The sequence below is a fragment of the Streptomyces antnestii genome, assembly GCF_004005495.1.
In the GTDB taxonomy this organism is placed as follows: domain Bacteria; phylum Actinomycetota; class Actinomycetes; order Streptomycetales; family Streptomycetaceae; genus Streptomyces; species Streptomyces antnestii.
Window position 1 is genome coordinate 151349 of record NZ_RZYA01000014.1, and the last position, 24434, is coordinate 175782.

The 24434-nt window shown below is 64.6% G+C and carries 14 protein-coding genes and 1 pseudogene; 9 read left to right on the forward strand and 6 right to left on the reverse strand.

Going from position 1 to position 24434, the window contains the following annotated elements; genetic code table 11:
* Position 1 precedes the first annotated feature (1 nt).
* Positions 2-766, reverse strand: a complete 765-nt coding sequence (locus tag EOT10_RS26610) for a FadR/GntR family transcriptional regulator (RefSeq protein WP_127830868.1) — start codon at positions 764-766, stop codon at positions 2-4.
* A 430-nt stretch (positions 767-1196) separates the two neighbouring features.
* On the opposite strand from EOT10_RS26610, the gene EOT10_RS26615 reads away from it, so the two are divergent.
* Positions 1197-2366: a Gfo/Idh/MocA family protein gene (locus EOT10_RS26615; protein WP_127830936.1), complete on the forward strand. Its 1170-nt coding sequence runs from the start codon at positions 1197-1199 to the stop codon at positions 2364-2366.
* A gap of 62 nt (positions 2367-2428) precedes the next feature.
* Here EOT10_RS26615 and EOT10_RS26620 read toward each other — a convergent pair whose 3' ends face one another.
* The 3 genes from EOT10_RS26620 to EOT10_RS26630 are packed head-to-tail and all read right to left on the reverse strand — an operon-like array spanning position 2429 to position 6016.
* Complete coding sequence (locus EOT10_RS26620) at positions 2429-4198, reverse strand: glycoside hydrolase family 35 protein (protein ID WP_189492106.1); 1770 nt, start codon at positions 4196-4198, stop codon at positions 2429-2431.
* 55 nt (positions 4199-4253) lie between these two features.
* Positions 4254-5363: a Gfo/Idh/MocA family protein gene (locus EOT10_RS26625; protein ID WP_127830869.1), complete on the reverse strand. Its 1110-nt coding sequence runs from the start codon at positions 5361-5363 to the stop codon at positions 4254-4256.
* Entirely contained in the window at positions 5348-6016 is a 669-nt protein-coding gene (locus tag EOT10_RS26630; protein WP_127830870.1) for a ThuA domain-containing protein, read from the reverse strand. The genes EOT10_RS26625 and EOT10_RS26630 overlap by 16 nt, the downstream gene beginning before the upstream one ends.
* Before the next feature lie 418 nt (positions 6017-6434).
* On the opposite strand from EOT10_RS26630, the gene EOT10_RS26635 reads away from it, so the two are divergent.
* The 6 genes from EOT10_RS26635 to EOT10_RS26660 all read left to right on the forward strand — a co-directional run bounded on the left by EOT10_RS26635 (position 6435) and on the right by EOT10_RS26660 (position 18715).
* Positions 6435-7748 carry an ABC transporter substrate-binding protein gene (locus tag EOT10_RS26635; RefSeq protein WP_223281215.1) on the forward strand — a complete coding sequence of 438 codons (1314 nt, stop codon included), beginning with the start codon at positions 6435-6437 and terminating at the stop codon, positions 7746-7748.
* A gap of 78 nt (positions 7749-7826) precedes the next feature.
* Positions 7827-8780 carry a carbohydrate ABC transporter permease gene (locus tag EOT10_RS26640; RefSeq protein WP_127830871.1) on the forward strand — a complete coding sequence of 318 codons (954 nt, stop codon included), beginning with the start codon at positions 7827-7829 and terminating at the stop codon, positions 8778-8780.
* A complete protein-coding gene (locus tag EOT10_RS26645; protein ID WP_127830872.1) occupies positions 8777-9655 on the forward strand; it encodes a carbohydrate ABC transporter permease in 879 nt (292 codons plus the stop codon). The genes EOT10_RS26640 and EOT10_RS26645 overlap by 4 nt, the downstream gene beginning before the upstream one ends.
* Positions 9656-10067: 412 nt before the next feature.
* Positions 10068-13778, forward strand: a complete 3711-nt coding sequence (locus tag EOT10_RS26650) for a discoidin domain-containing protein (protein WP_189492109.1) — start codon at positions 10068-10070, stop codon at positions 13776-13778.
* Between the two features lie 276 nt (positions 13779-14054).
* Positions 14055-17636, forward strand: a complete 3582-nt coding sequence (locus EOT10_RS26655) for a putative Ig domain-containing protein (protein WP_223281216.1) — start codon at positions 14055-14057, stop codon at positions 17634-17636.
* Positions 17637-17935: 299 nt separating this feature from the next.
* A complete protein-coding gene (locus tag EOT10_RS26660; RefSeq protein WP_127830874.1) occupies positions 17936-18715 on the forward strand; it encodes a FadR/GntR family transcriptional regulator in 780 nt (259 codons plus the stop codon).
* Between the two features lie 38 nt (positions 18716-18753).
* Here the strand turns inward: EOT10_RS26660 and EOT10_RS26665 are convergent.
* Positions 18754-19196, reverse strand: a pseudogene (locus EOT10_RS26665) (transposase); the annotation flags it as partial.
* Positions 19197-19467: 271 nt separating this feature from the next.
* Here EOT10_RS26665 and EOT10_RS26670 point away from each other — a divergent pair.
* Both EOT10_RS26670 and EOT10_RS26680 read left to right on the forward strand, forming a co-directional pair.
* Positions 19468-21831 (forward strand): hypothetical protein, encoded by a 2364-nt coding sequence (locus tag EOT10_RS26670; protein ID WP_127830875.1) that lies wholly within the window; start codon positions 19468-19470, stop codon positions 21829-21831.
* Positions 21832-22301: 470 nt separating this feature from the next.
* The gene (locus tag EOT10_RS26680; RefSeq protein ID WP_127830877.1) at positions 22302-23945 is read left to right on the forward strand and encodes a family 20 glycosylhydrolase; all 1644 of its coding nucleotides are present in this window, start codon (positions 22302-22304) and stop codon (positions 23943-23945) included.
* Here the strand turns inward: EOT10_RS26680 and EOT10_RS43195 are convergent.
* A complete protein-coding gene (locus EOT10_RS43195) occupies positions 23838-24428 on the reverse strand; it encodes a transposase family protein (protein ID WP_431313326.1) in 591 nt (196 codons plus the stop codon). The two genes, EOT10_RS26680 and EOT10_RS43195, sit on opposite strands and share 108 nt — an antisense overlap.
* Between the last annotated feature and the right edge of the window lie 6 nt (positions 24429-24434).

Sequence of the window (24434 nt, forward strand, 5' to 3'; positions counted from 1 at the left end):
TTCAGGAGTGAGGGTGGCCGGGGGCGATGCGGTGCCGGATCTCTCGTTGGAACTGATGGGTGGTTCGGTCGATGTGGTGAGCCATGAGGGTGTGGGCGTCAGTGGGTGCACCGTCGGCGATGGCGTGGGCGATGGCTTCGTGCTCGGCAGCGGCGTCGCTCAGGGAGCCGCCGGCGAGGCCGGCCAGGCCGATGGCGGTGACCTGGCGTTGCAAACGGCGCAGGGTGTCGATGGTGGCGGTGAGGAAGGTGTTCCTGGCAGCGGCGGCGATGGCGGTGTGGAAGGTTTCATCGGCCCGGGTGAAGTCGTCGATGTCGCCGCGCCGGGCCGCCCGGGTGCTCCGCCGGGCGGCTTCGCGGACGGCTCCGACCTGGGCGGGGGTGGCGCGCTGGGCTGCCAGGTGGGCGGTGGTCGTCTCCAAATGGCGGCGGAATTCGAAGAGTTCGTCGACCTGGTGCAGGTCGGCGGGCAGGAAGTGGGCCAGGGACTCCTGCCAGGCGGACAGGTCGCGCTCGGCCACGTAGATGCCGCGGCCTCGGTGCACGGACAGCCGGCCAAGCGCCGAGAGGATCTTCACCGCCTCGCGGACCACGGTCCGGCTCATCCCCACCTGGTCCGCCAGGTCCTTCTCTGTGGGCAGTCGGGCGCCGGGCCCCAGGCCGGCCCGGACGAGATGCTCCAGAATGCGTTCGGCCGCGACCTCGTAGCCAGGACGGTAACCCGGGGCCTCCGGTATGGGTGCGGTGTTGTGTTCTGCCCGGATCAACGGCGCTCCCCTTTGCGGCGTTTCACGTCTCGGCGGTTGTTGTCACGGCGGTTCGTGTCGGATGTGAGGCCGTTCGGTGAGCCGCCTGCCCCCGTGCTCATATGTTTCGGATACATCAAGGCATCCGGGCTCAGTGAATCATATGCAAACCCTTGACGCCAGGATGCGGCGAGCCCAGACTCGTTCCGTTCCGAGTCGGTGGCCAAACTCAGCCTTTCACCGAGGTAGTTCCCTCCTCACGCCGACCGAGGCGTCATCGGGGAGGAGGGGTGGTCAGCCACCCCTACTGCCACCACAACCTCCTAGAGATCGGCACATGATGCCCCCGTGGACCGGACATAACTCAGATCCATCTCTCAGTCATCCCGACCTTGTGTCGAACACTCCTGAAAGGGCCAGCACTGTGGACGACTTGGACGACTTGGACGACTTGGGCGACATCAGGCTTGGCGTCATCGGTCTCGGCAACCGCAGCGACCTGGCCGACCTGGCTCATCGGCCCGGCTCGGGCTCGGTGGTGGCGTTCGCCTGCGACCGCGACCGACGACTGCTGGCTTGCGCCGAGGAGCGGTTCGGTACGCAGGTGCGGACCTCCGTGGACCACCACGACCTGCTCGACGCCGGACTCGACGGTGTGGTGGTGCTGACGCCGGACCACACGCACGAGCAGATCGGTCTCGACTTCCTGGCGGCCGGTGTGGCGGTCTTCCTGGACAAGCCGATGGCGATCACCACCGAGGGCTGCGACCGGCTGCTCGCAGCTGCCCGCAAGCACAGCACCCCGCTGTACGTGGGCCACAACATGCGGCACATGCCCGTCATCGCGGCCATGCGCGAACTGATCGTCAACGGGGCTATCGGCGAGGTCAAGGCCATCTGGTGCCGCCATTTCGTCGGCCACGGCGGGGACTTCTACTTCAAGGACTGGCATGCGGACCGACGCCTCACCACCGGTCTGCTGCTGCAGAAGGGGGCCCACGACATAGATGTCATCCACTGGCTGGCAGGCGGTTACACGCGGCGGGTCAACGCCATGGGCGGGTTGACCGTCTACGGGGACATCACCTCGCGCGGCGACCGCGACGGCCAGCGGATGACCGACTGGCTGTCGACGGACAACTGGCCGCCGCTCAGCCATACCGGCCTCCATTCCGTGGTGGACGTGGAGGACCTGAGCATGATGCAGATGCAGCTGGACAACGGGGTGTTCGCCAGCTACCAGCAGTGTCACTACACCCCGGACTACTGGCGCAACTACACGGTGATCGGCACCGAGGGCCGTTTGGAGAACTTCGGTGACTCCGAAGGGGCGGAGATCCGGGTGTGGAACCGCCGCCATGACGGCCGTGTCGAGGCCGATCTCGTGGTGCCCGTCCACACGCCGACCGGCACGCACGGCGGCGCCGATCCGCTACTGGTCGCGGAGTTCCTGCGGTTCGTACGGGACGGCGGGGCCACGGTCACCTCGCCCGTCGCGGCCCGCGAGGCGGTGGCCGCCGGCTACGCGGCCACGATGTCGCTGCGAGACGGGGGAAGGGCCATGGACGTCGAGGGCACGGATCCCGAGGTGGCCGCGTACTTCGGCGACGGTCTGAAGTAGTTGCGTCGCGATGGCTCCGGCCCCACGAGAAGGGGTCGGAGCCACCGCGAGGAGTCCGAAAGTCAGCCCGTGGCGCCGAGATCCGCGGTGTCGCGGATCTCGATCCGGTCGCCCCGTCCGTGCAGTTCCAGGATCACGAGGTCGTTGCGGCCGGCCCGCCACACCGGGGCGGGCGCGTACAGGGTGCGCTGCGGGCCGCGGTCCCAGTAGCGGCCGAGTGCGAAGCCGTTGAGCCAGACCTGGCCCTTGGTCCAGCCCGGCAGGGCGAGGAACCCGTCGGCCGGATCCGTGATCTCCACCTCCGCACGGTGAAAGGCCGGGCCCTCGACTGCCTCGGCGGCTCCGAACCGCAGGCCGGTCAGATCGGTCAGCGGGAGGGGACGGATCTCCCAGCCGAACTGGTACTGGGTGTCGATCCGGACGCCGCCGCTGATGCCCTTGCGGTCCTCCAGCCACGGGCCGTAGTTGACCCGCCCCATGTTCTCCACCAGCAGGTCGAGTTCGGCGCCTGCCTCGGGGACGCTGACCGGCAGCGCGTCGAGCGGTCCGGACCGCTCCAGGACGCCGAGCGGCTCGCCGTCGAGGAACACCTGGGCCCGGTCGGCGAGTCCGTGCACGCGCAGAGTCGAGTCCGGGAACGGGCCGTGGATCCGGGTGCGGTAGTGGATCAGTCCCAGCGACTGGCCGAGCGCCTCCATCGGCTCGGGGGAGAGGCGCTGGTGAGGAGTGGAGAGCACGTCCAGACAGTCCGCAAGTGCCACCGCACCGCTCGGCCGCACGGTCTGCAGGGCGAGCCGGGGCGGGGCCGGGGGCACCGGGTACGGGACCGGGCCGCGGTGCCGCTCGATCACCGTACGGAAGGCGTGGAACTTCTCGGTCAGGTCCCCGGCCTCACCGACCGGTGCGTCGTAGTCGTAGCTGGTGCAGGTGGGCTGGTACTCGGTCTCGTCGTGGTTGGCTCCGTTCCACCAGCCGAAGTTGGTTCCGCCGTGGCCCATGTAGATGTTGACCGAGGCGCCCTGGGCAAGCATCCAGTCCAGGTCCGCGGCGGCCTCGACGGCGTCCCGTACGTGGTGGTGCTCGCCCCAGTGGTCGAACCACCCGTGCCAGTACTCGGAGCACATCAGCGGGCCGTCCTGCTGGTGGCGGCGCAGGGTGGCGAGGGACTCCTTGGGGTGTGAGCCGAAGGTCGCGGTGGCCAAGGTGCCAGGCAGTACGCCTCCGCGCAGTACGCCGTCGCTGGCGCCGTCCGCGGTGAACAGCAGGCAGTCCACGCCGCGTCGGATCAGGCCCTGCCGCAGATGGTCGAGGTAGGGGGTGTCGTGGCCGTAACTGCCGTACTCGTTCTCGACCTGGACGGCGATCACCGGACCGCCCTGACTGGCCAGCAACGGGCGCAGCACGGGTATCAGTTGGTCGAACCAGGCGTCCACAGCGGCCAGATAGCCCTCGTCGGTGCGGCGCAGCCGCAGCCCGGGCTCGGCAAGCAGCCACGCGGGGAGTCCGCCGAACTCCCACTCGGCGCAGATGTAGGGGCCCGGCCGCACGATGACGTCCAGGTCGAGCCGGGCGGCGGTGCGGATGAAGCGGGTGACGTCGGCGGGACCGGTGAAGTCGGCCCGGCCGGGCGTCGGTTGGTGCAGATTCCAGGCGATGTAGGTCTCGATGGTGTTGACGCCCATCGCGCGCAGGCGCAGCAGCCGGTCCTCCCACATTTCGGGATGGACACGGAAGTAGTGGATGGCGGCGGAGATGATCTGGTGCGGGCGCCCGGCGCGCAGGAAACCTCGCTCGGTGACGGTCAGTTCGTCGGCGCGATGGGGAGTGGTCACAGCTCTTCCTGTTGTTCAGGCGGTGGCGGTGGCGGTGACGGTCGTTCGGAGGCGGTCAGTTGCCTGGGCCGGTCACCGGAGCGGGCCGCTCGCAGGTGCCGGCGACCGGGAGCGTGCGTGCCTGATCCGCGGACTCCAGGAGGGTCAGCATGATGTCCAGTACGTGGGCGGCGAGTTCGGCGGAGGCGCGGTGCGGGCGCCCCTCGGCCAGGGCCTGGGCCAGGTCGTCGAGTCCGGTACCGCGCCCGGCGTCCCGATGACCCGCACTCACGGGCAGGGTCTCCCAGTCGGCTCCACGGTTGATCTCAACGGGCCCGTCGAAGCCGTTGGGATCGGGCACGGACAGGGAGGCCTCGGTGCCGTGCACCTCGATCCGAGGCAGGCGGGCGGCCCTGACGTCAAAGCTCATGACCAGGGTGCTGAGGGCGCCGCCGGCGTGCTCCAGGACACCGGTGATGTGGGTGTCCACCTCCACCGGGAAGGTCTGTCCGGCACGGGGGCCGCTGCCGACGGTGCGCTCGTCGCGCGGCCGGGACGAGGCGCCGGTCACCTTGACCACCGGGCCCAGGAGATGGACCAGAGCGGAGAGGTAGTAGGGGCCCATGTCGAGCAGCGGGCCACCGCCCGGCCGGTAGTAGAACTCGGGGTCCGGGTGCCAGCTCTCGTGGCCGGGAACGGTCAAGAAGGCGGTGGCGGCGATGGGCCGGCCGATCAGGCCGTCGTCGACGGCCTTGCGGGCGGTCTGGGTGCCGGTGCCGAGGACGGTGTCGGGGGCGCAGGCCACCCGCAGTCCCGCCGCGCGGGCGGCGGCGAGCACCGCCTCGGCCTCCTTGCGGTCGGCCGCGAGCGGCTTCTCCCCGTAGACGTGCTTGCCGGCGCCGAGCGCGGTGAGGGCGACGTCCGCGTGGGCGGCGGGGATGGTCAGGTTGAGTACGGCGTCCACGTCGTCCCGGGCCACGAGTTCGGCGACGGACCCGACGACAGCGACCTCTACCTCGTTCCGCGGGCCTCCGGCCGCCGCGTCCCGGGCGAGGACACGGGCGCGGTCCACGTCGAGATCGGTGACCACGGTGACCGACACGGAGGTCAGGCGATTCAGCGTGGTGAGATAGGCGCCGCTGATCTTTCCCGCGCCCACGATGCCGACCCTCAGCGGCTGGCCCACAGCAGTCCCCTCTCGGTCATCGCGCGGACCTCCGGTACGTCGAAGTCGTCGGGCTTGTGCCCGAGAACCGAGACGAAGACCCGCCCCGCACCCCAGGTCCGGGTCCAGACCGCGGGCATCACCGTGGGGCGGTCCCGCAGTTCGTCGGGCGGGAAGGTGGTGGTGGCCAGCACCTCGATGTGCGGGTCGGTGAGCACCCAGTACTGCTCGGTGTGCACGTCGAAGTCCTGCAGCCCCGCGATCACCGGGTGCTCGGCCCGCTCGGGCAGCAGATGCACGGTGTGGTCGAGGTATCCCGGCGGGTGCATCACGAACCGGCCGCCGGTGAGCAGGTGGTAGCCGTGGTCGAAGAAGGAGTCGATGATGCCGCCGTGCCAGCCGGCCAGTCCGGTACCGGCACGGACCGCGGCGGCGAGGTTGTCGCTCTGCTCGCGGGTGATCGTGCCCATGGTCCAGCACTGCACGACCAGGTCGGTCGCGAGCAGCCGTTCGGCGTCGTCGTAGACCGCGAGATCCTCGGACGTATCGACGGCGCAGCCGTGGTCCTTGAGGAAGGGCACGAACCTGTCGCTGATCGCCACAGGCTCGTGCCCTTCCCACCCGCCGCGGACGACGAGCGCCCGCCGGGTGGTGTCTGTGGTCGAAATGTTCACGTTGCATCTCCGATCTGTCAGGGCGGCACGAGTCTGCGGCGGGGAACCACCCACGTCAAGACTGCAGATGAGATCTATTACGCCGTCTGTGACGAGATAGATGTGAACTACTGGTCAGTGGGTCTGTGCAGTGAATGTGCCGTCTCTCCTGCGCGCCGCGCCGGTTCGCTGCCCCATGTCTCAGATGCACTGGCGTATATGTTCCGTGAATGAACGCCCAGATAGATCAGAACTAACGCTTGACGTGCCGTGAACATGGCTCGCATACTCAGCGTGCTCGGCGGTAGACGGCGGGGAACTGCTCCGTGGGGCCCGCGTATGCGAGCCACTGCCGCACAGGGGTGCCGCCCGGAATCAACGGCCGTTCGCCGTCGCCCAGTTGACGTTGCCGGGCTCAATGAGACAAAGGAGAATCCGCATGGCTCCACGACGGATGGTGCGCGGCGGCGCGGTGATCCTCGCGGTCGCGTCCCTGGTGACGATGAGCGCGTGCAGTTCCGGAGGGGAGGTCAGCGACAGCGGGAGCCGTGCATCGGGTCCGGTGAGCCTCGACTTCTGGGGGTGGGCGCCGGGCTATGACAAGTCGGTTGCGCTGTGGAACAAGACCCACCCGAACGTCAAGGTCAAGTTCAGCAAGGTGCCGTCCGGCCTCAGCGGCGGTTACACAAAGATGCAGGCCGCGGTGAAGGCGGGGAACGCACCCTGCCTCGCGCAGGTGGGCTACGAATCCTTGTCGACGTTCGTGACGACCGGCGCGCTGGAGGACATCTCCTCGTACGCGAACACGGACAAGGACCAGTTCGTCGAGTGGGCGTGGAAGCAGTCCGGCCTCGGGGGCAAGGTCTTCGGCATCCCGGTGGACACCGGCCCGACGGCCTTGTTCTACCGCAAGGACCTGTTCGCCAAGTACCACCTGCCCGCTCCGAAGACATGGCAGGACTTCTCCGCCGCCGCTGAGAAGTTCCATGCCGCGGACCCGGAGAACTACCTGATCAACGCGCCGATGGACTCCTACGAGATGGCCGTCTACACCTGGCAGTCCGGCGGACACTGGTTCGGCACGGCGAATGACCAGTGGCAGGTGAAGATCGACGGCCCGCAGACGCAGAAGGTGTCGCAGTACTGGCAGGGGCTGCTGGACAAGAAGGTGCTCAAGACCGGTGTCGCGCCGCTCGACGGAGCGTGGTTCAAGGAGGCGAAGGCCGACCACATGGCTTCGGTGGTCACCGCCGCGTGGGCGGCACCGATGTTCGAGCAGATGCTGCCGAAGCAGTCCGGCAAATGGGCGGTCGCGCCGATGCCGCAGTGGAACGCGGGAGAGCAGGCCGCGGGGAACAACGGCGGGTCCAGCACAGCGGTGCTCAAGGGGTGCAAACACCTCAAGCAGGCCACCGAATTCGCGACCTGGTTCAGCACGAACAAGGACAGCGTCTCGAATCTGATCAAGAACACCGGCATCTACCCGGCGGCCAAGAGCGGTATGGACCTGCCGGCCGTGAACCAGAAGTCCCCCTACTTCGGCGGACAGAACATCTATCAGGTGTTCAAGGCCGGGGCGGAGAACACCGACCCGAACTGGGTGTGGGGCCCGACGATGAGCCAGGTCGAGCCGGACTTCATCGACGAGCTGAAGAAGGTGGCGCAGGGCAAGGCGTCGATGTCCGATGCCGCCGAGGCCGTGCAGTCCAAGACGGTCAAGGCGATGAAGAGCCAGGGCCTGTCCGTCGGCTAGGCCGGATCGACGACGCCCTATAGGACGCCGGCCGGACGGAGTCGGGCTCCGTCCGGCCGGCGCGGACGAGGAACCAACATGACGATCGACATGGTCGAGCCAGACCTCCGGGCCACGAAGCCCACAGCCACGGCCCAGCGGTCGACGGCAGGACGACGCCGCACCCGTTCGGCGCTGCTCTTCCTGTTGCCGTTCGGGCTGCTGTTCGCGGCGATGATGCTGGCGCCGATCTGCTACTCCCTGTACAAGAGCCTCTTCACGACGCACCGTTCGGGGCTCGGGCTTTCCCGGCCGACCGAGATGTTCGCCGGCTTCTCGAACTACGCGACGGCACTGCACGACAACCACTTCCTGATGTCGATCCTGCGCGTGCTGCTGCTCGGGGTTGTCCAGGTGCCGGTCATGCTCGGGCTCGCACTACTGCTGGCGCTGCTTCTCGACTCCCGGTCCGCGCGGTTCAAGCGGATCTTCCAGGTGGTCTTCTTCCTGCCGTTCGCCATGCCCGGCGCGATCGCGGCGATCATGTGGTCGTTTCTCTACGCCCGCAACCTCAGCCCGTTCACGGCCTTGTTCCAGCACATCGGCCTGCACGTGGACTTCCTCTCCGACGGACTGGCACTGGTCTCGATCGGCAACATGATGACCTGGGCGTACACGGGCTACAACATGCTCATTCTCTACTCCGCGCTGCAGGCGATTCCGGGGGAGCTGACCGAGGCGGCCGAGATGGACGGGTGCTCCGGGTGGCGCCTGGCCTGGCACGTGAAGGTTCCGCTGCTGCGGCCCGCGCTGATCCTTACGACGGTCTTCTCGATCATCGGCACCGCGCAGCTGTACACCGAGCCCGCCATCCTGCAGCACGACGCGCCCGCGGTCACCATCACGTACACGCCCATCATGGCCGCCCAGTACGCCGCCGGAATCAACAACTACGGCCTGGCGGCAGCCGAATCCGTGATCCTGGCGATCCTCACTTTCGTCGCATCTTTCGGATTCATGAAATTCACTCAACGCAGGGGACTCGGCGCATGACCACCACCAGGTATGCCACTTCGTCCGGCACGACCGCACGCAAGGTGCCACTGGCCAGCCGCTCCGGCGTCTTCCTGGTCCTGCTGCTCTTCTCGGTCTACACGCTGATTCCGCTGTGGTGGTTGTTGGTGAGCGCTACCAAGAGCAGCGGCGACCTCTTCGGTGACGGCGGGCTGTGGTTCTCTCATTTCGATCTGTGGACGAACATCCGTGCCGTCTTCCACCAGCAGGACGGCATCTTCGGCCGGTGGATCCTCAACAGCGTTCTGTACAGCGCCGGTGGCGCCTTCGTCGCGACCCTCATCTCCGCGATGGCCGGCTATGCGCTGGCGAAGTACCCTTTCCGCGGACGCGACTTGGCCTTCAACATCGTCCTCGGCGCGGTACTGATTCCCGCGTCGATGTTCGCGCTTCCGCTGTATCTGATGTTCAGCTCGATCGGCCTGGTGAACACCTATTGGGCTGTCTTCCTTCCCTGCATCGTCAGCCCGTTCGGCGTCTACCTCGCCCGGATCTACGCCGCGGACGGGGTGCCCTACGAACTGCTCGAGGCGGGGCGGGTGGACGGCGCCAGTGAAGCCCGAATCTTCTGGCGGATCGCGATGCCGGTCATGTCACCGGCACTGGTCACCATTTTCCTGTTCCAGTTCGTCGGCATCTGGAACAACTATCTTCTCCCGGTGCTGATGCTCAACGACGACAAACTGCAGCCCGTAACCGTGGGATTGGCCGGCTGGCGCAACGGATTCGAGAACGGTATTCCCTACACCGTCACCCTCACTGGCGCCGTCCTGTCACTGACCCTGTTGGTCATCGCTTTCCTTCCGCTCCAGCGTTTCTGGCGTTCCGGCCTGGCCGCGGGAAGTGTGAAGTGACACCGACGACCGGCCGAACGGAATCCGCGGCGATGGCAGGCCAGACCCTTCACAGCAGAGATAGCCGGCTGGTGCTGAACAACGACACCGGCGCTGTCGCCGGTGTTTTGAGTGAAGGAACGCCGACAGGTTCAACCTCACCTCCGCAACGGTGGGAGCCATTCCTGACGCGTCGCGCGCCTGTCACTCCCGCACGTCCTGCAATGGCGGGGCGCGGAATGATCACTGATGAAGAGGGGATCACTCGGCAGTGAGAAAAGGTCGTAGAAAGATTGCATCCGCCCTAGGGGTGATGATCGTTGCGTCACTCCTATTTGGCGCATCGGCGACACATCAGGCATCTGCGCAACAGGTGACAGGGAACGCTCCGTTCATCAACTCGTGGCTGGTGTCGGGCCCGTTCGATTCGCCGGTGGTCGACAAGCAGTACGACTGTGAAGCCGGTGATCCGAAGCCCGGTTGGTCGGCTGTCGCCGACAGTGCCGAGACCGCGGCGGAGAACGGCGCGGCGGCCAACGCCGTCGACGGTGACCCATCGACCATCTGGCACACCGCGTACTCCGACGGTGCCGCACCCATGCCTCACTGGATTGACATCACGTTGACCGAGCCGCACGTGGTCGACAAGCTGACGTACCTGCCACGGCAGGGCGGCGGCACCAACGGGAACATCGCGAACTACGAGGTGTCGGTCAGCAGCGACGGCGTCTCGTGGGGCCCACCGGTAGCCACTGGCACGTTCGACGCCGGAACCGAAATGAAGACGGTCACCTTCCCACCGGTCAGTGCCAAGCACGTGCGGCTGCGGGCCCTGAGTTCGCAAAACGGGCAACCCTTCGCTGCGGCCGCCGAGGTCAACCTGTACGGCTCTGCGGGATTGCCGTCCGGCGGCGGCTACACCCCGGTCGAGGGGAAGACGAAGATCACCCCGAAGGTGGGCGAGTCGTTGAGCTTCGGCGACGACAGCGCCAAGTGGGAGTACTTCGACGACCGCATCTACAACCGGACCTACGACGACTACCAGGATCTCTACGGGTACTACTCCGTAAAGAAGGGTGTCGATACGCGGAACAAGTACGTGTACGCGCACACGTACGTCTACAGCCCGGTCGATCGGCAGGCATATTTCAACGTCGGGGCGAGCGGTTCGTACCGGCTGTATGCGAACGACAGCTGTCTGACGGCCCCAAGCACTCCGAAGGAGGTGCAGAAGGATCTGACGAAGCAAGCTGTTCAGCTGCATGCCGGCTGGAACAAGCTGATGATTCAGATCAAGCACACCTACACGGAGGACGTGAATGCAAATGGTGTGCCGATCGCCAAGGACCAGAACGTAGCCTATCTCGGGTTCTACGGCCGGGTGACGGACCAGGACGGCAACAAGATCGATGATCTGGTCGATTCTGTGGCCGGGCCGTCGGGAAGCCTGCAGATCGTGTCGCAAGGACTCTCGACCGACGATGCGGTCCACACTCCGCTTCCGCAGGGCAACATGCCGACCGGCTACAAGGAATGGCCGTACGTCTGGAACAAGTCAGTGGCCTCCAACAAGTACGGCGTCTCCGCTTCGGCTTTCCAGTTCATGGCCGCTGGTGGCGCGCCGGACTATAAGTGGAAGGTCGTCAACGGGAAGTTGCCTGATGGTCTGGAGTTGGATCCTGACGGCTCCATCACGACCGGACTGGTCGACGGGAAAGTCGATCTGAACAGCACCAAGGGCATCATCAGTATCAACACCAAGCCGGGCGACTACCACTTCACCGTCCAGGTGGCCGACAGGGACGGGAAGACTGCTTCGAAGGACTTCACCATCACGGTGAAGGAGCGCCCCAACAAGTGGTTCGAAGAAGGCAGGGTCGGTGCACTGACCCATTCCACCCCGACGTACAACTACTTCGTGGATCCGAACTACTCCGTTGACCGATGGGCAGAGAGAGCGAAGCGTGAAGGGCACTCGCTGGTGTCGGTCGAATCGCTGCAGCAGAACTATTTCTGGCCGTCCAAGTTCGCGGACCCGAAGCACATCAGGGCGGAGTATCTTCCCAAGGATGAGAACGGGAAGGTAGTGGACGGACTGAGGCAGTACGAGCGAGCGGTAAAGCGGCACGGCATGAAGTTCGGCTTGTACTACGCAACCGAGGGTGGCGGTCTGCAGCATTTCTCCACTGATGTGCTCGTGCAGAACGTGCAGGATCTCATCCACCGCTACTCTCCGGACTACCTGTACTTCGACGGTCCGCAGGCGATGCCCAACGCCAATTACGACGTGATGTACAGCCTCATTCGCAACTACAGCGACGAGATCGTCGTGAACTCGAACGCCTGGGGCGTCGAGTACGGCGATCCGGACCTGCGAACCGACGAGGCGTCAGGCATCTACTCCCCGGTGCATGAGAATCATCTTCTGAAGCGGACGGTCATGGAACCGTGGAAGATGATCCACACGAAGAACATGTTGTCGCCGTACTACGAAAAGCGCGACGACTTCAGGCAGGTCACCAAAGAAATGCTCATGAACGCTGGTCGAGGCCTTGTCGACAACAACGATCAAAGTGTTATCGACAGCCGGGGGCCGAACTGGGACTCTCCCAAGGAAATCGCCACGAGGTACCCGAAGGCTGTACAGGAGTTCATCGATGTAAGAGAAGGGCTGGCCAGCTGGTTCGGGGCGAAGGGTAAGCCGGAGCGGCACGAGTCCACGACAGGCACGACGCCGTATTTCCTGGCCGGCTACGGCTACGAGGACGACGGACGAGGAAACTACGAAAAGTTCGCTCGCCCCAACAGCACGACGGGCCCGCAATGGGGTTACGCGACCGCCCGGGACAACAACGTCTACCTTCACATCATGAAGGGGCCGGACGGCAAGAAGGGTTTCGGCGCGATTGACGGTAAGTCCCTGACCATTCGCCCGGTCAAGGATCGGGTCACATCGGTGAAATGGCTGAACAGTGACCTCCCGGTCACGTCGTTCAAGCAGGACGGCGACAGCCTGACCATCGATCTGGCCGATGTGCAGGAAGATCCGATCGACACGATCATCAAGATCGTGACCGACAATCCTGAGCGCAAGTACAAGCTGACCAACGTCGACGTGACCGGTGAGCAGCTGGCGCCGAAGGTGTTGAAGGTCAATGCCGAGGGCTACATGACGTATCCCGCCCTGAAGGCCAAGCTTTCGCGCGTGTCCTACAGCAGCGCGAATCCTGGGATAGCGAAGGTTCTCCCCAGCGGAATCGTGCATCCGGTGTCGGACGGCACGACGAGCATCACGGTTCATGGCACTTACGAAGGAGTGACCAAGCAAGGCGAACTGAAGGTGACGGTCAAGGATGGCCTCGTCTATGCCGCCGACATGATCAGTGCATCGCTGATGGTGGAGGGCAAAGAGGCGTACGGCGAGTTCGGCCTGAACGACGGGCTCGCGTACAAGCTCGAAGGCAGGTCGGCCACAGGCGGGCCTATCGGCTTGGACGCGGCACAGGTCAAATGGCACGGCGGAGTCGTCGATCTGGCCGGCGGTGACAAGTACAAGCCGGTCGCCATCAAGGAAACAGACGGGTTCGCGTTCAAGGGGAACAAGGTCATCACTCCGCAGGTCGAGGCATCCACGAGAGGAGTCGTCTGGGCAGATGTGACGCTGGACGGGAAGACCTACACGACAAACAGGGTCTTCATGGACCTGCTGCCGTACCGGAACCTTGCGAAGGGTGCCGAGATCACGGCCGGCCAGGGTCAGGATGAGGTGTCGAACCTCACCGACGGCAGGCTCATCGACGGCGATCACTTCGATCAGTCGAAGTGGTCGGTACCAGGAAGCGAGAAGGCTTGGATTCAATTCAAGCTTCCCGCGAAGTCTGATATCTCGAACCTCGACATCAACTTCAACACGCTGGAGCAGCGATACGTCAACACGCCCAAGACGATCAAGATCCAAACCAGTGTCGACGGGGTGACCTGGAATGATGCCGGCACCGTCAATGGCCCAACGGGCACTGCCTATTTCGGGTTCAGTGACCAGTACCCGCTCAGCGCACAGGCCCAGTACGTGAAGTTGGTGTTCGACGGAGGCTCGAACGGGTCAACTACCGACCTGCTCGAAGTCGCCATCAATGCCAGGTAGGTGACACGGTAGTCGGTCGGCGTCGTGGTCTTTCACAGTCACGACGCTGACCGGTTGCCAACGAAGGAGAGCCGGTACCAGCGCCTCAGCCTGTGCAGGGACCTGTCGATCAATAACTCCTCGACTGGCCATTGAGGCTGCTTCGTGTTGTCTGCCCGTCGGGCGTCGACGTGTCCGGCTCTGCCCTCCGCTTCCGCGCACAGCGCCGGCCGGCCCTTCTGTCGTGACTTGAGGACGGCTTGGCATCAGCTGTTTCGAAAAGTACGAGGAGGTTTCATGAACAGATTGCGCAAGATCCAGTGCTGCGTCGTAACGACTGCGATAGCGCTCGCCACGGCGGTCGGCTCCGCTCTCATCGGACCGCAGGCCCAAGCAGCTCAAACCGGAGGCACAGCACCGTACGTGAACCAATGGGCGGTCGCAGGGCCCTATTCCGATCAGGTCGTCGAGGGGTCCGCAAGACCCGTCGTCCCCGCCATCGGCACCTCTCTCGAGGACCAGGGCAACAACGAGAAGTCGACCTGGCAGTACTTCGACGACCGTATCTTCAACCGGAACTACGACGACTACAACGACCTGATGGGCTACTTCGACGTCAAGCAGGGCCAAGCCACCACCGACAAGTGGGTGCTGGCCGCGAGCTACGTCTACAGCCCGACAACGCAGGACGTGCAGTGGCAGGTCGGCGGCTCCGGCGTCTACCGGCTGTTCGCGAACGACGCTCCCGTCGGCCGGCAGGACAGCGTCGCGAACCGGGTCAGCAAGAACGGCAAGAAGTATCCCGTTCAGCTGAAGCAGGGCTGGAACAAGCTGCTGATCGAGATTCAGCACAAGAACCCCGGCAAGAACAAGAACTTCCTCGGCTTCTACACGAGGCTGTGCGACGGCGACGGGAACCTCGTCCCCGACCTCACGAACTCCGTGACGGGACCGAACACGTCCGACAACCGGCTCTCCGTCGTCACGACGGGTCTCAGCGTCGACCGCGACGCGTTCAAGAAGCGCAACGCGAACACGCCGGCGAACGACTATCCGTCCAACACCCTGCCGTACGCCTATGACGAGAACCCGTACGTCAAGATGGTCGCCACGATCGACGGCAAGCCCAACACATCGAGTATCGCCCCGCAGGCCGCTCCTTTCACCTTCCAGGCAGCCGGCGGAGCCCCCGGATACAAGTGGACCGTCGCCGACGGCCAACTCCCGCCCGGGCTCGAGCTGGCAGCCGACGGCCACATCGAAGGCAAGGTCTCGGACGGCGCGCAGGGCAAGACGCAGAAGGACTACACCTTCACCCTGAAGGTGACCGACGCGCAGGGCGCCACCGCGACGAAGCAGTACACGATCACAGTCAAGAAGAACCCGGTCGACTGGTTCATCGACGGGAAGATGTCGGCCCTGTCGCACACCACAGGGACCATGCCGAACCTGTACGACCCGAACTTCAACTATGACGAATGGGCCCAGCGGGCCAAAGAGATGGGCATGACGATGCTCTCGACAGAGAGCATCCAGAACACCATCTACTACTGGCCGTCGCCGAACGCGAACCTGACGCCGAGCGACAGCAACAAGATGTACAAGTACAACGCGCTGCAGAAGGCCGATGACGGCACCTGGCACGTGAAGGACCGTGTACAGCAGGCCAAGGAGGCGGCCGAGCGATACGGCCTGAAGTTCGGTGTCTATCTCTCGTCGCTGTACGAGGGGTCGGACATCCTCGAGAGCGACATCCAAAACCTGGTCGCGCGCTACAACCCGTGGTACGTCTTCGCCGACGGCGGCCCCGAGTCCTATTCCAACACCGACGTCGCGTGGAGCTCGGCCCGCAACTACAACGACCGGGTGCTCATCGACGCGAACCCGAACGCGCAGACCGGCGACCAGGACATCACGCTGCACGAGCGGCCGTTCTGGAACGGCGAACCGTACAACGAGGGAGGTTGGGGCGACGGAGTCCTGCCGCAGGGCAGAAAGGTCGCCCACGAGGAATGGAACGACCCCTACACCACGGCCCTGGACGTCTGGACCATCTACGCCAACGGCAACGAGCGGGATGACTGGTCCGAAGCGGCAAAGGAACTGATTAACCAGTACGGCCACGGCTATGTCATGAACTATGACTCCTCGATCACCGTGACCCGTGGCATGGACAACCTGAGCAGCAACCTGGACAACACCAACATCTTCTCGATGGTGCCGGTCTCCTCCCAGCAGCTCTCGGACATGCGCGGGTCGATCGTGCACTGGATGGACAACGGATCAGGGCCCGATCTGCGCGAGTCCCTGTACGGCACCACGCCGTACACCATGGACTACACGCGCAAGCCGGGCTGGTACACCGATCCGCAGAAGGCCATCGCCCACGGGCAGGGTCCCGACTGGGGCTATGCCATGGCGCGCGACCAGTACACGTACATGCACATGGTCAAGAACCAGATCTCCGGCGTGCCGAAGTCGGGCTTCAGCGGCCAGGACCAGATGAAGCGCATCGGCCCGTTCGACTACAAGGTCGACGCGGTGGAGTGGCTGAACAAGGGGACCTCGCTGCCGTTCACCACGGAGCGGGACGACGGCAAGTACTACATCGACATCGACACGTCCAAGGTGACCGCGGACCCCATCGACACGGTCATCAAGATCAGGACGAAGAGCCCGGTCAGGGACTACACGATGTCGAGCGTCAAGCTGTTCAGCAGCCAGACCTCGACCAAGGCCCTGCAGCTCAGGGCCGAGTGCTATATGAACGGCTACACCAATGTCTTCGCGCCGGCGAAGCTCACGTACACGAGCGACAACGAGCGGGTGGCGACGGTGGGCGGCTCCGGCCGGGTCACTCCCGTCGGCGACGGAAGCGCGACGATCAAGGTGACCGCAACCTACGACGACGGCGTGAACGCCCCTCAGGTGAAGACCGATACGTATCCGGTCAAGGTGCGGGGCGGCGCGATCGCGGCGGATCTCCCGCTGGTCGGCGTGAACATGTTCACGCAAGGGGCGTCATTCTGGGGGCAGTTCGCGACGGACAAGGACCTTCCCGTGACCTTCAAGGGCTTCACGCAGAAGGGCGGTGCGGTCGACATCCTCGACGCCTCCAAGATCAAGTACCACTACGCGACCGTCGACGGCAGGCGCGACAACGCCGCAGGCAAGATCGTGGTCGACGAGGTGCCGGCCGACCAGTCGCCGTTCGTCGTCGAGGGCAACACGATGAAGTTCACCGGCAAGGTCACCAAGCCGACCATGTACAGCTACTGGGCCGACATCACGGTGGACGGAAAGACCTACACCTCGACCCGGAACTTCCTGACGCTCACCCCCGATGCGAACGTCGCGCAGGGGATCACGCCGAAGGTGTCCACGGACGGCAAGCACGCGAAGACGCTGTCCGACGGCACCATCAACGACGCGTCGGGAGGCAATGCCGACAAGTGGGTCGCGCCGGCCGGTGACGAGGCTCCGAGCATCACCTACGACCTGCGGAAGGTGCATGACCTGACGCGCGTCAACGTCTTCTTCAACCACCACATGCCGAACGCCGACAACGTGACCTACTACAACGTGCCGAAGAAGGTGAAGATCGAGTACAGCGAAGACGGCGCCACGTGGACCACGGGCCATGAGGCGTCGACCCTGTCCGGCGCGGGTCTGCCGACGGCGAAGGACACGCGGGCCGTTCCGCAGAGCGACACGACGCTGTACGGCTGGGAACAGGAAGGCCTCTACTACAACTATCCGGTCGATCCGGACCGGTCCAGCGTGAAGGCTCGTTACGTGAGGGTCTCGTTCCCCGGCGGTGGACAGAACGGCAGTCCGGTCGATGTGTTGGAGGTCCGAGCCTTCTCGGCGGGCGACTGATCTCGGTCTGACAGGGGGGCCACCGACTCGTCTGTGTCGGTGGCCTCTCGGCAGAGCGAAGATGCATCTGATACATTTCCCGGCTACTGGGGCCGTGCTCGCCCAGTCTTCGTGTGCTCGATGAGTCGTTCCACTCTCGAAGCAGCCTGGGATTGCGAGGGTGGGACTGTAGAATTCTGGGCGTCAGGCGTGTGAGTGTGGTTCACTGGCCCAAGCCGCAGGATATATCCGAAACATGGCTTGCGTGAGGGGTGACGGCTTCCGGCCGGTGGCCTCAAGGAGGAAGCGAGGGTGAGCTGTTGACCGGCTCAGAGAAGATCTCGGTGTCCGAGTCCAAGTCGACGGGTGCGGAGGGTGGTTACCGCCCGGGATACGAGGTCGCGGCCGAACGGATCCTCGAATACGTGGTCAGGGCGGGCCTGCAGCTGGGTGACCGTCTGCCCACGGAGAAGGATCTGGCCGACGAGGTGCAGATGAGCCGGACCGTGGTGCGGGAGGCGGTAAAGATCCTCTCCGCGCTGGGGCGGCTGTCCGTGCAGAAGGGCCGGGGCATCTATGTGTCCATGCCCGAGCAGTCCTCTTGGCAGCAGTCACTGGCCAACTTTCTCCCTGCGGACCTGCGGCAGGTCGATGAGCTCTTCGAGTTCCGGCGCCATCTGGAGACCACGACGGCGCTGCTGGCGGCGCAGCGAGCTGCCCCGGCGCAGGTCAAGGCGGTCCGGGAAGCCGCACAGGAGTCCGCTGAAGCTGCGAAGCACGGCGACCTGGACGCCTTCACGCTTGCCGATGAGGCGTTCCATACGGGGATCGCGGCCGCTGCGGCCAACATGTTCTTCGCCTCTACGGTGGACGCGATGAGGCGCTTGCAGCGCCAGGTCACGACCATTGGCCTGGCCGGCGTTGCAGGTGGATCTTTGCAGGTGGCCGCCCAGCAGCACGTTGCCATCGCTGAGGCGATCGCTGCCGGCGAGACCGACCGTGCGGAAACTCTCATGGCCGAACACATCGACATGACCGCCCAGCAGTTCAAGCAGGAGATCTGGCGGCGCGTCGTTCCTGGCGACGACACCCGTATGTGACGTTCTGAGCTTCTTCAGCGTTGCCGCTCCAGTGTGAGCGCTCGTGCTGCGGCCAGTGCCTGGTTGAGGGTCTTTTCGGTGGGGGTGAGGTCCTGCAGGGGCTTGCGCTTGGTGCCGGTGGTCAACCATGGGCCGCACCGTTGGTAGGCGAGATCGGCCAGGTTGGGGACGCCCTGGCGCTCGCAGATCCGGATGATCCGGTGGGTACGGGCGGAGGTCAGGTCGTGGGTGCGGCCCGGCAGGGCGGGTGAGAGCCACAGCAACCGGCCGCCGGGATCGGTGACGACCTGCACGTTCGCGCCGTGGCGCCGGTGTTTGTGAGAGTAGTCGGTCCGGCCGTCGAGGTCGACGACGCGCTGGTGTAGGCATGGGCGGTGGACTCGCTGATCCCGAACCCGGCGGCGATCTTTGCCAGAGTGGTGTGTTCGCGCAGGTACACCAGTGCATGCGGCAGGTCGACTACGGCAGGATGGATGACCAACGAGGCCCCCGAGCAATGTGATTGAGACGTCAGACATCTCGGTCAACAGCCCGGGGGCCTCGCTTGTTGCGCTTCACGGCCCATCGCTCGTTCGGTGGCCAACTCGAAGAAGCGCACTGATGCTGATGCGCCGGTGCGTCAGCATCAGTGCGCATGGGGTGACTCAAATATTTCGCATCTATTCTTGTGCGCTCCTTGCCAGCCGTGGCACAGTGCAGGCCTCGAAGCAGGTTCCAGTCCCAGACGACAGGTACGTGAGGACGGGTGTGACATGCTCAACCGGAGGCACTACATCTCCCTACTGGCGGCTGCCGGCGTCGGTACGAAGCTCGCTCTCGAGCCGAGCCCGGCGCGAGCTCAGTCGATTCCCTCGGAGGCCGAGGGTGTCGGCGATCGGGCGGCTGGATTGTTCAAATCTATGCGAGAGCTTCGCGGCTCTCTTCGGGTGTCAGTTCGGAAGTATGAGGGCACCACGCTGCGCCGGACCCGGGAGTTCGACGGCGACACGTTGATCGATGGCCAGCAGCAGTGGCAGCTGGCGTGGAAAGTGCGACGCATACCCGGCCGTCAGGGCTGGGACGTCACCCTGACGTGCACTCTGGGGCGGGGAGAAGCGCAGCAAAGCGCGATCTCGGTCGATTTCCCGTTCGAGAACTGGGAGACCGCGAACTACGTGATGATTCCCGGAATAGTTTATGGCGGCAATCGTTACCATGCCATCGGAAATGGATACAATCCAGACTATCCAGCGGACATGTACTACAACCCGCGAGTGGCGACGACGATATCGAACAATCCGCGACTCGCCCTGGACGCCTCCGAGCCCTCACGGATCGAGTTGGAGACCTGCTCGACTGCTGCTCCGTCGATGAGCTTCTTCTCGCCCAGATTCAAGAAGGGGTGGATCGTCCTCACGGAGCAGGGCACGCGACTGGGAAACAGCGGACTCTCCGTCGAGGAGAGTGCGAGCAGGGAAAGCTGCAACTTCAGCATTTCGGCACCTGTCGTACGCCGACTGGCCGCCGGATTCGGCGACTTTCGCCCGAGTGGGGACAGCGCGCCGAACTGGTCTGCCGACGACTCGGTGTCGATGCGCTTCCAGGTTTTCACTTTCGATGCCGACGGCATCCCGGAACACCTGCAAGAATTCATGGACGTACGAAAGTCACTGACGGGGGTCACGGTGCCCCGCAACCTGCTTCCGATGAGCAAGTTGGCGGAGCTCGGCACCGACATCTGCCGCGGAAACTTCACCGAGACCCAGGCTGGAAAGTACTACCTCCCGGAAAACTCGATGGACTTCCAGCTGGGCTGGGTCAGCGGAATGATCAACACCTACCCCATGTTGGCCCTGAACGACGAGAAGGAGCGCGGTAGGGTCGCAGAGGAACTCGACTTCATCTGCTCTCGTATGCAGGGAAGAAGTGGATTCTTCTTCGGCTACATCGAATCAGGCGGCAAGATCCGTTCGGAGAAGTCTCACCCGGATTTCCCGGCCGTACAGGCGATGGTGCGCAAGAACGGCGACGTCCTCTTCTGGCTCATCAAGCATTTCATGATCTTGAAGGCGCAAGGGCATGGCGGGACCATCAAAGAGGCCTGGGAATCGGCCGCTAGCGATCTGGCCGCGGCCTTCGCGCGAACCTGGCGGGGGCGCGGCGAATTCGGGCAGTACATCGTTCCCGAAACGGGTGAGATAGCCGTCTACAACTCGACCGCCGGAGCCATCGTCCCGGCCGGACTCGCTCTGGCGGCGGAATACTTCCGGACTCCGAGCTGGTTGGCCGTGGCCGAGGAAGCCGCCGAATTCTACTACGAGCGTCACGTCAAGTCCCGTGGCTTCACCGGTGGCGGATGCGCGGACATTTCGCAGGACGCGGATTCCGAAACGGCGTTCGGTCTCCTGGAGACATTCATGGCGCTGTACCAGTACACCAGGAAGAGTGTCTGGCTGGACCGCGCGAAGGTGCAAGCCGCACTCTGCTCGTCCTGGACGCTTGCGTACGATCCGCAGTTCCCGGCAGGCAGCGATATTGCGCGACTGGAGGGAAGGATGGCCGGCGCCGTCTGGGCAAGCAGTCAGAACAAGCACGCTGCGCCGGGCGTCTGCACCTCTTCCGCCGACCATCTGTTCAAGCTGTATCGAGCAACCGGGCAGAAGAAGTACGCAGAGCTCATCAGCGATATCCAGCACGCTCATGCCGAGGCCGTCAACATGCCGGGGCACATCACAACCGACTACTTGATCGGTTCGAGCATGGAACGGATCCAGCCCAGCGATGCCGAGGGCAAGGAGAGTATCGGAAAATTCATCTGGACGAGAAACTCCTGGACCGAGACTGACGGCATCCTGATGGCGCTCGAACTTCCCGGAATCTACGTCCGGCCCGGGGAAGACATCCTCTTCACGTTTGACCATGTCAGGGTTGAGCGTATCGACGGGAACGTCGGATCCACCGTGCTCCGCCTGACGAACGACACGCCTTATGCGGCACGGGTGTCGGTGCTGGCGGAAACGGCTCGCCAAGCGTCCCGTCCTCTCGGTTACACAGCATTCCTCGAGTGGCCTCGAGTCGAAGTTCCGGCCGGCGGAGAGGTCACTGTGAACGTCACGAGCGACGGCAAGGTCACATAGCAAGACTGATCCGCCATCGACCTCGGGGTCGATCGTCGGGTGTGATCAGGGACACCGCCCGCCATGCCTCTGCCGGCCACCCAGCGATCACGACGCGGGAGGCGGATCGCAAGCGGGGGACGGTGCGCCGGGCCGGGCCGGGGTGGAGGGCACCGGCACCTTCGGAGCGGGCTTGTCGCGCTATCAAACGCTGTCCTGGCTGCGAGTTACTTCCGGGTGCGACGCACTCGATCCTTGCGACCACGTCGGCCTGGGTTGGCGTCGGCTGACGATGCGGGGTCGAGGACCGGTCATGCAGGCCGAGTTCGCCGTCTCCAGCAGGGGCAACCTGACCAGGCCGGTGCGTACGCACGTGGTCAGCGCATCTCGTCGAGCGAAAACGCATCGGCCCTGGCCTAGTGGACTAGACCAGTTGTGGGTAGTGTCGCCCACGCCTCGGACGAGGTTCCACCGAAAGGAGCACACGGACGATGGAGCAACCGAGAATCAGCCGTCGGGGCTTTGTGGTCGCCGGGCTGTCCCTTCCGATTCTGGCCGGACTTCAGACGAATGCCTTCGGAGATGCCGCTGCTGACGGGAGTGCGCGGCCTGCCACCTCGGTAGCGGCACCGCCGACGGTCCTACCGGCCGTGCAGAGATTCGACGCGGGAACGGTGGCGAAGGAAATCGTTCCGGCGACGCGCATCGTTCTGCACCCGGACTCGGCAGCGAGTCTGCGGTCGGCAGCGGAGGTGTTGGCGGAGGAACTGGTGGCCGAGGGGCATCTGTCTCGGGCTCCACAGGTGGTCCTGTCGCGGGACACAAAGCCGCACGACATCGTTCTGAAACTGGGCGCGGTGGACCAGGTCGACAATCCGGAGGCCTACTCGATCGTCACCGACCAGACGGTCACCGTCACGGCACCGACCGCCGCCGGTGTCTTCTGGGGCACCAGGACGCTGGTGCAGGTGCTGCGCAGCGGCATGCCCGTCGGCAGGATCGTTGACTGGCCGACCCTGAGCGAACGGTCATTGATGCTCGACATAGGCCGGAAGTACTTCACGCCTGACTGGATCAAGGCTCTCATCCGCGAGATGTCGTTCCTGAAGTTGAACACGCTCCAACTCCACATTTCCGAGGGGCTCGGCTTCCGCGTGGCATGCGAGACGCATCCGGAGATCGTCTCGGAGGAGCACCTTACGAAGACGGAGGTGCGCGAGATCCTGGCATTCGCTAAGAAATGCCACGTACGTGTCAATGCGGATGTGGACACTCCCGGTCACATGGACCACATCCTGTCCTTCCACCCCGAGTGCCAACTCGTGCTCGCCAACGGCACTCGGCAGCATGGTGCGCTGGACTTCAGCAAGCCCGACGCGCGGCGGCTCGTCCACGAGATCGTCGGCGAGATGTGTGACCTGTTCGACGGACCCGTCTTCCACCTCGGCGGCGACGAGTTCTTCCCAGCCCCGTGGCAGGGGACGGGACCCGATGTCATCTCGGACAGTACAGCTCCGCAACTGCTGCAATACGCACGCGACATGACTGGAAACCCGTCGGCGACCGCTCACGACGGATACGAGTTCTACATGAATGAACTCGCCGACCTCGTCCGCTCCAAGGGCAAGACAGCACGTATGTTCAACGACGACGTCTACCCGGGAGAAGGGGTGAACCGTGTCGACCCACAGACCCAGGTCGACGTCTGGATACGCTGGAACCCGACAAAACCGAACGCCGGGCAATACGTCGCCGCCGGACACGAGGTCATCAACTCCAATGGCGACTACCTGTACTTCATCCTCACATCGAACGGTCTTGGGACGGGGCCCTACAAGAACCCGAAGGGGATATACGAGCGCTGGACCCCACGGACGTTCATGGGAGCCGCGGGCAGCGCGGGCGACTACCACCTGCCGGAGTACCAACCGGTGTTCGGCGCCCATCTGTCCGTATGGTGCGACTCACCGCAGTCTATGGGGCAGGACGAGGTGGCCCGGTTGCTGCAGGAGTGGCTGCAGGTGTTCTCACAGCAGACATGGGGCTCTCCCAAGCCGGTTGCGACACTCGATGAATTCCGGGTCAAGGTCGCGGAACGGGTGGGAACAGCGCCTGTGATCCACATCTGGGACTGACGCGCACGTCGATCGCAGCCGCTCGGTCCGTCGCCCGAACCGGCGCGTGAGCCCAGGGACTTGCTCAGCGAACGTCGTGCGCGGGCATGAGCCCTCCGCGCAGACGAACCGCCGCACTCGCAGCGACACTACGACCAGCTTGCCCGCTGTCGGCAGATCGTGAGGAAACCGCAGGTAGGAACCATGTATTCGCCCCGACCAGTATCCGCACTCCGGACTGGCTGCCCGTCCCGCGGTCGCACGAGCCTCGACCCGGACCACCGTGTCGGTCACCTCGACCGACTCCACCAACACGCCCTCGACCGAGGAAAACAGCAGCTCATCTAGCAGCGGCAGTACATCGCTCACGACGGAGGGCTGTCGACCGCACCGCCATCCAGCCGGGCGATTTTCGGGCGACCCTAACCGCCGCCACACGAAGATCAACAGTCGCTCTGCGTACCCAACCACACGAAGTGGACCAGAGCCCTCGTCGACGGCCACGGCGCA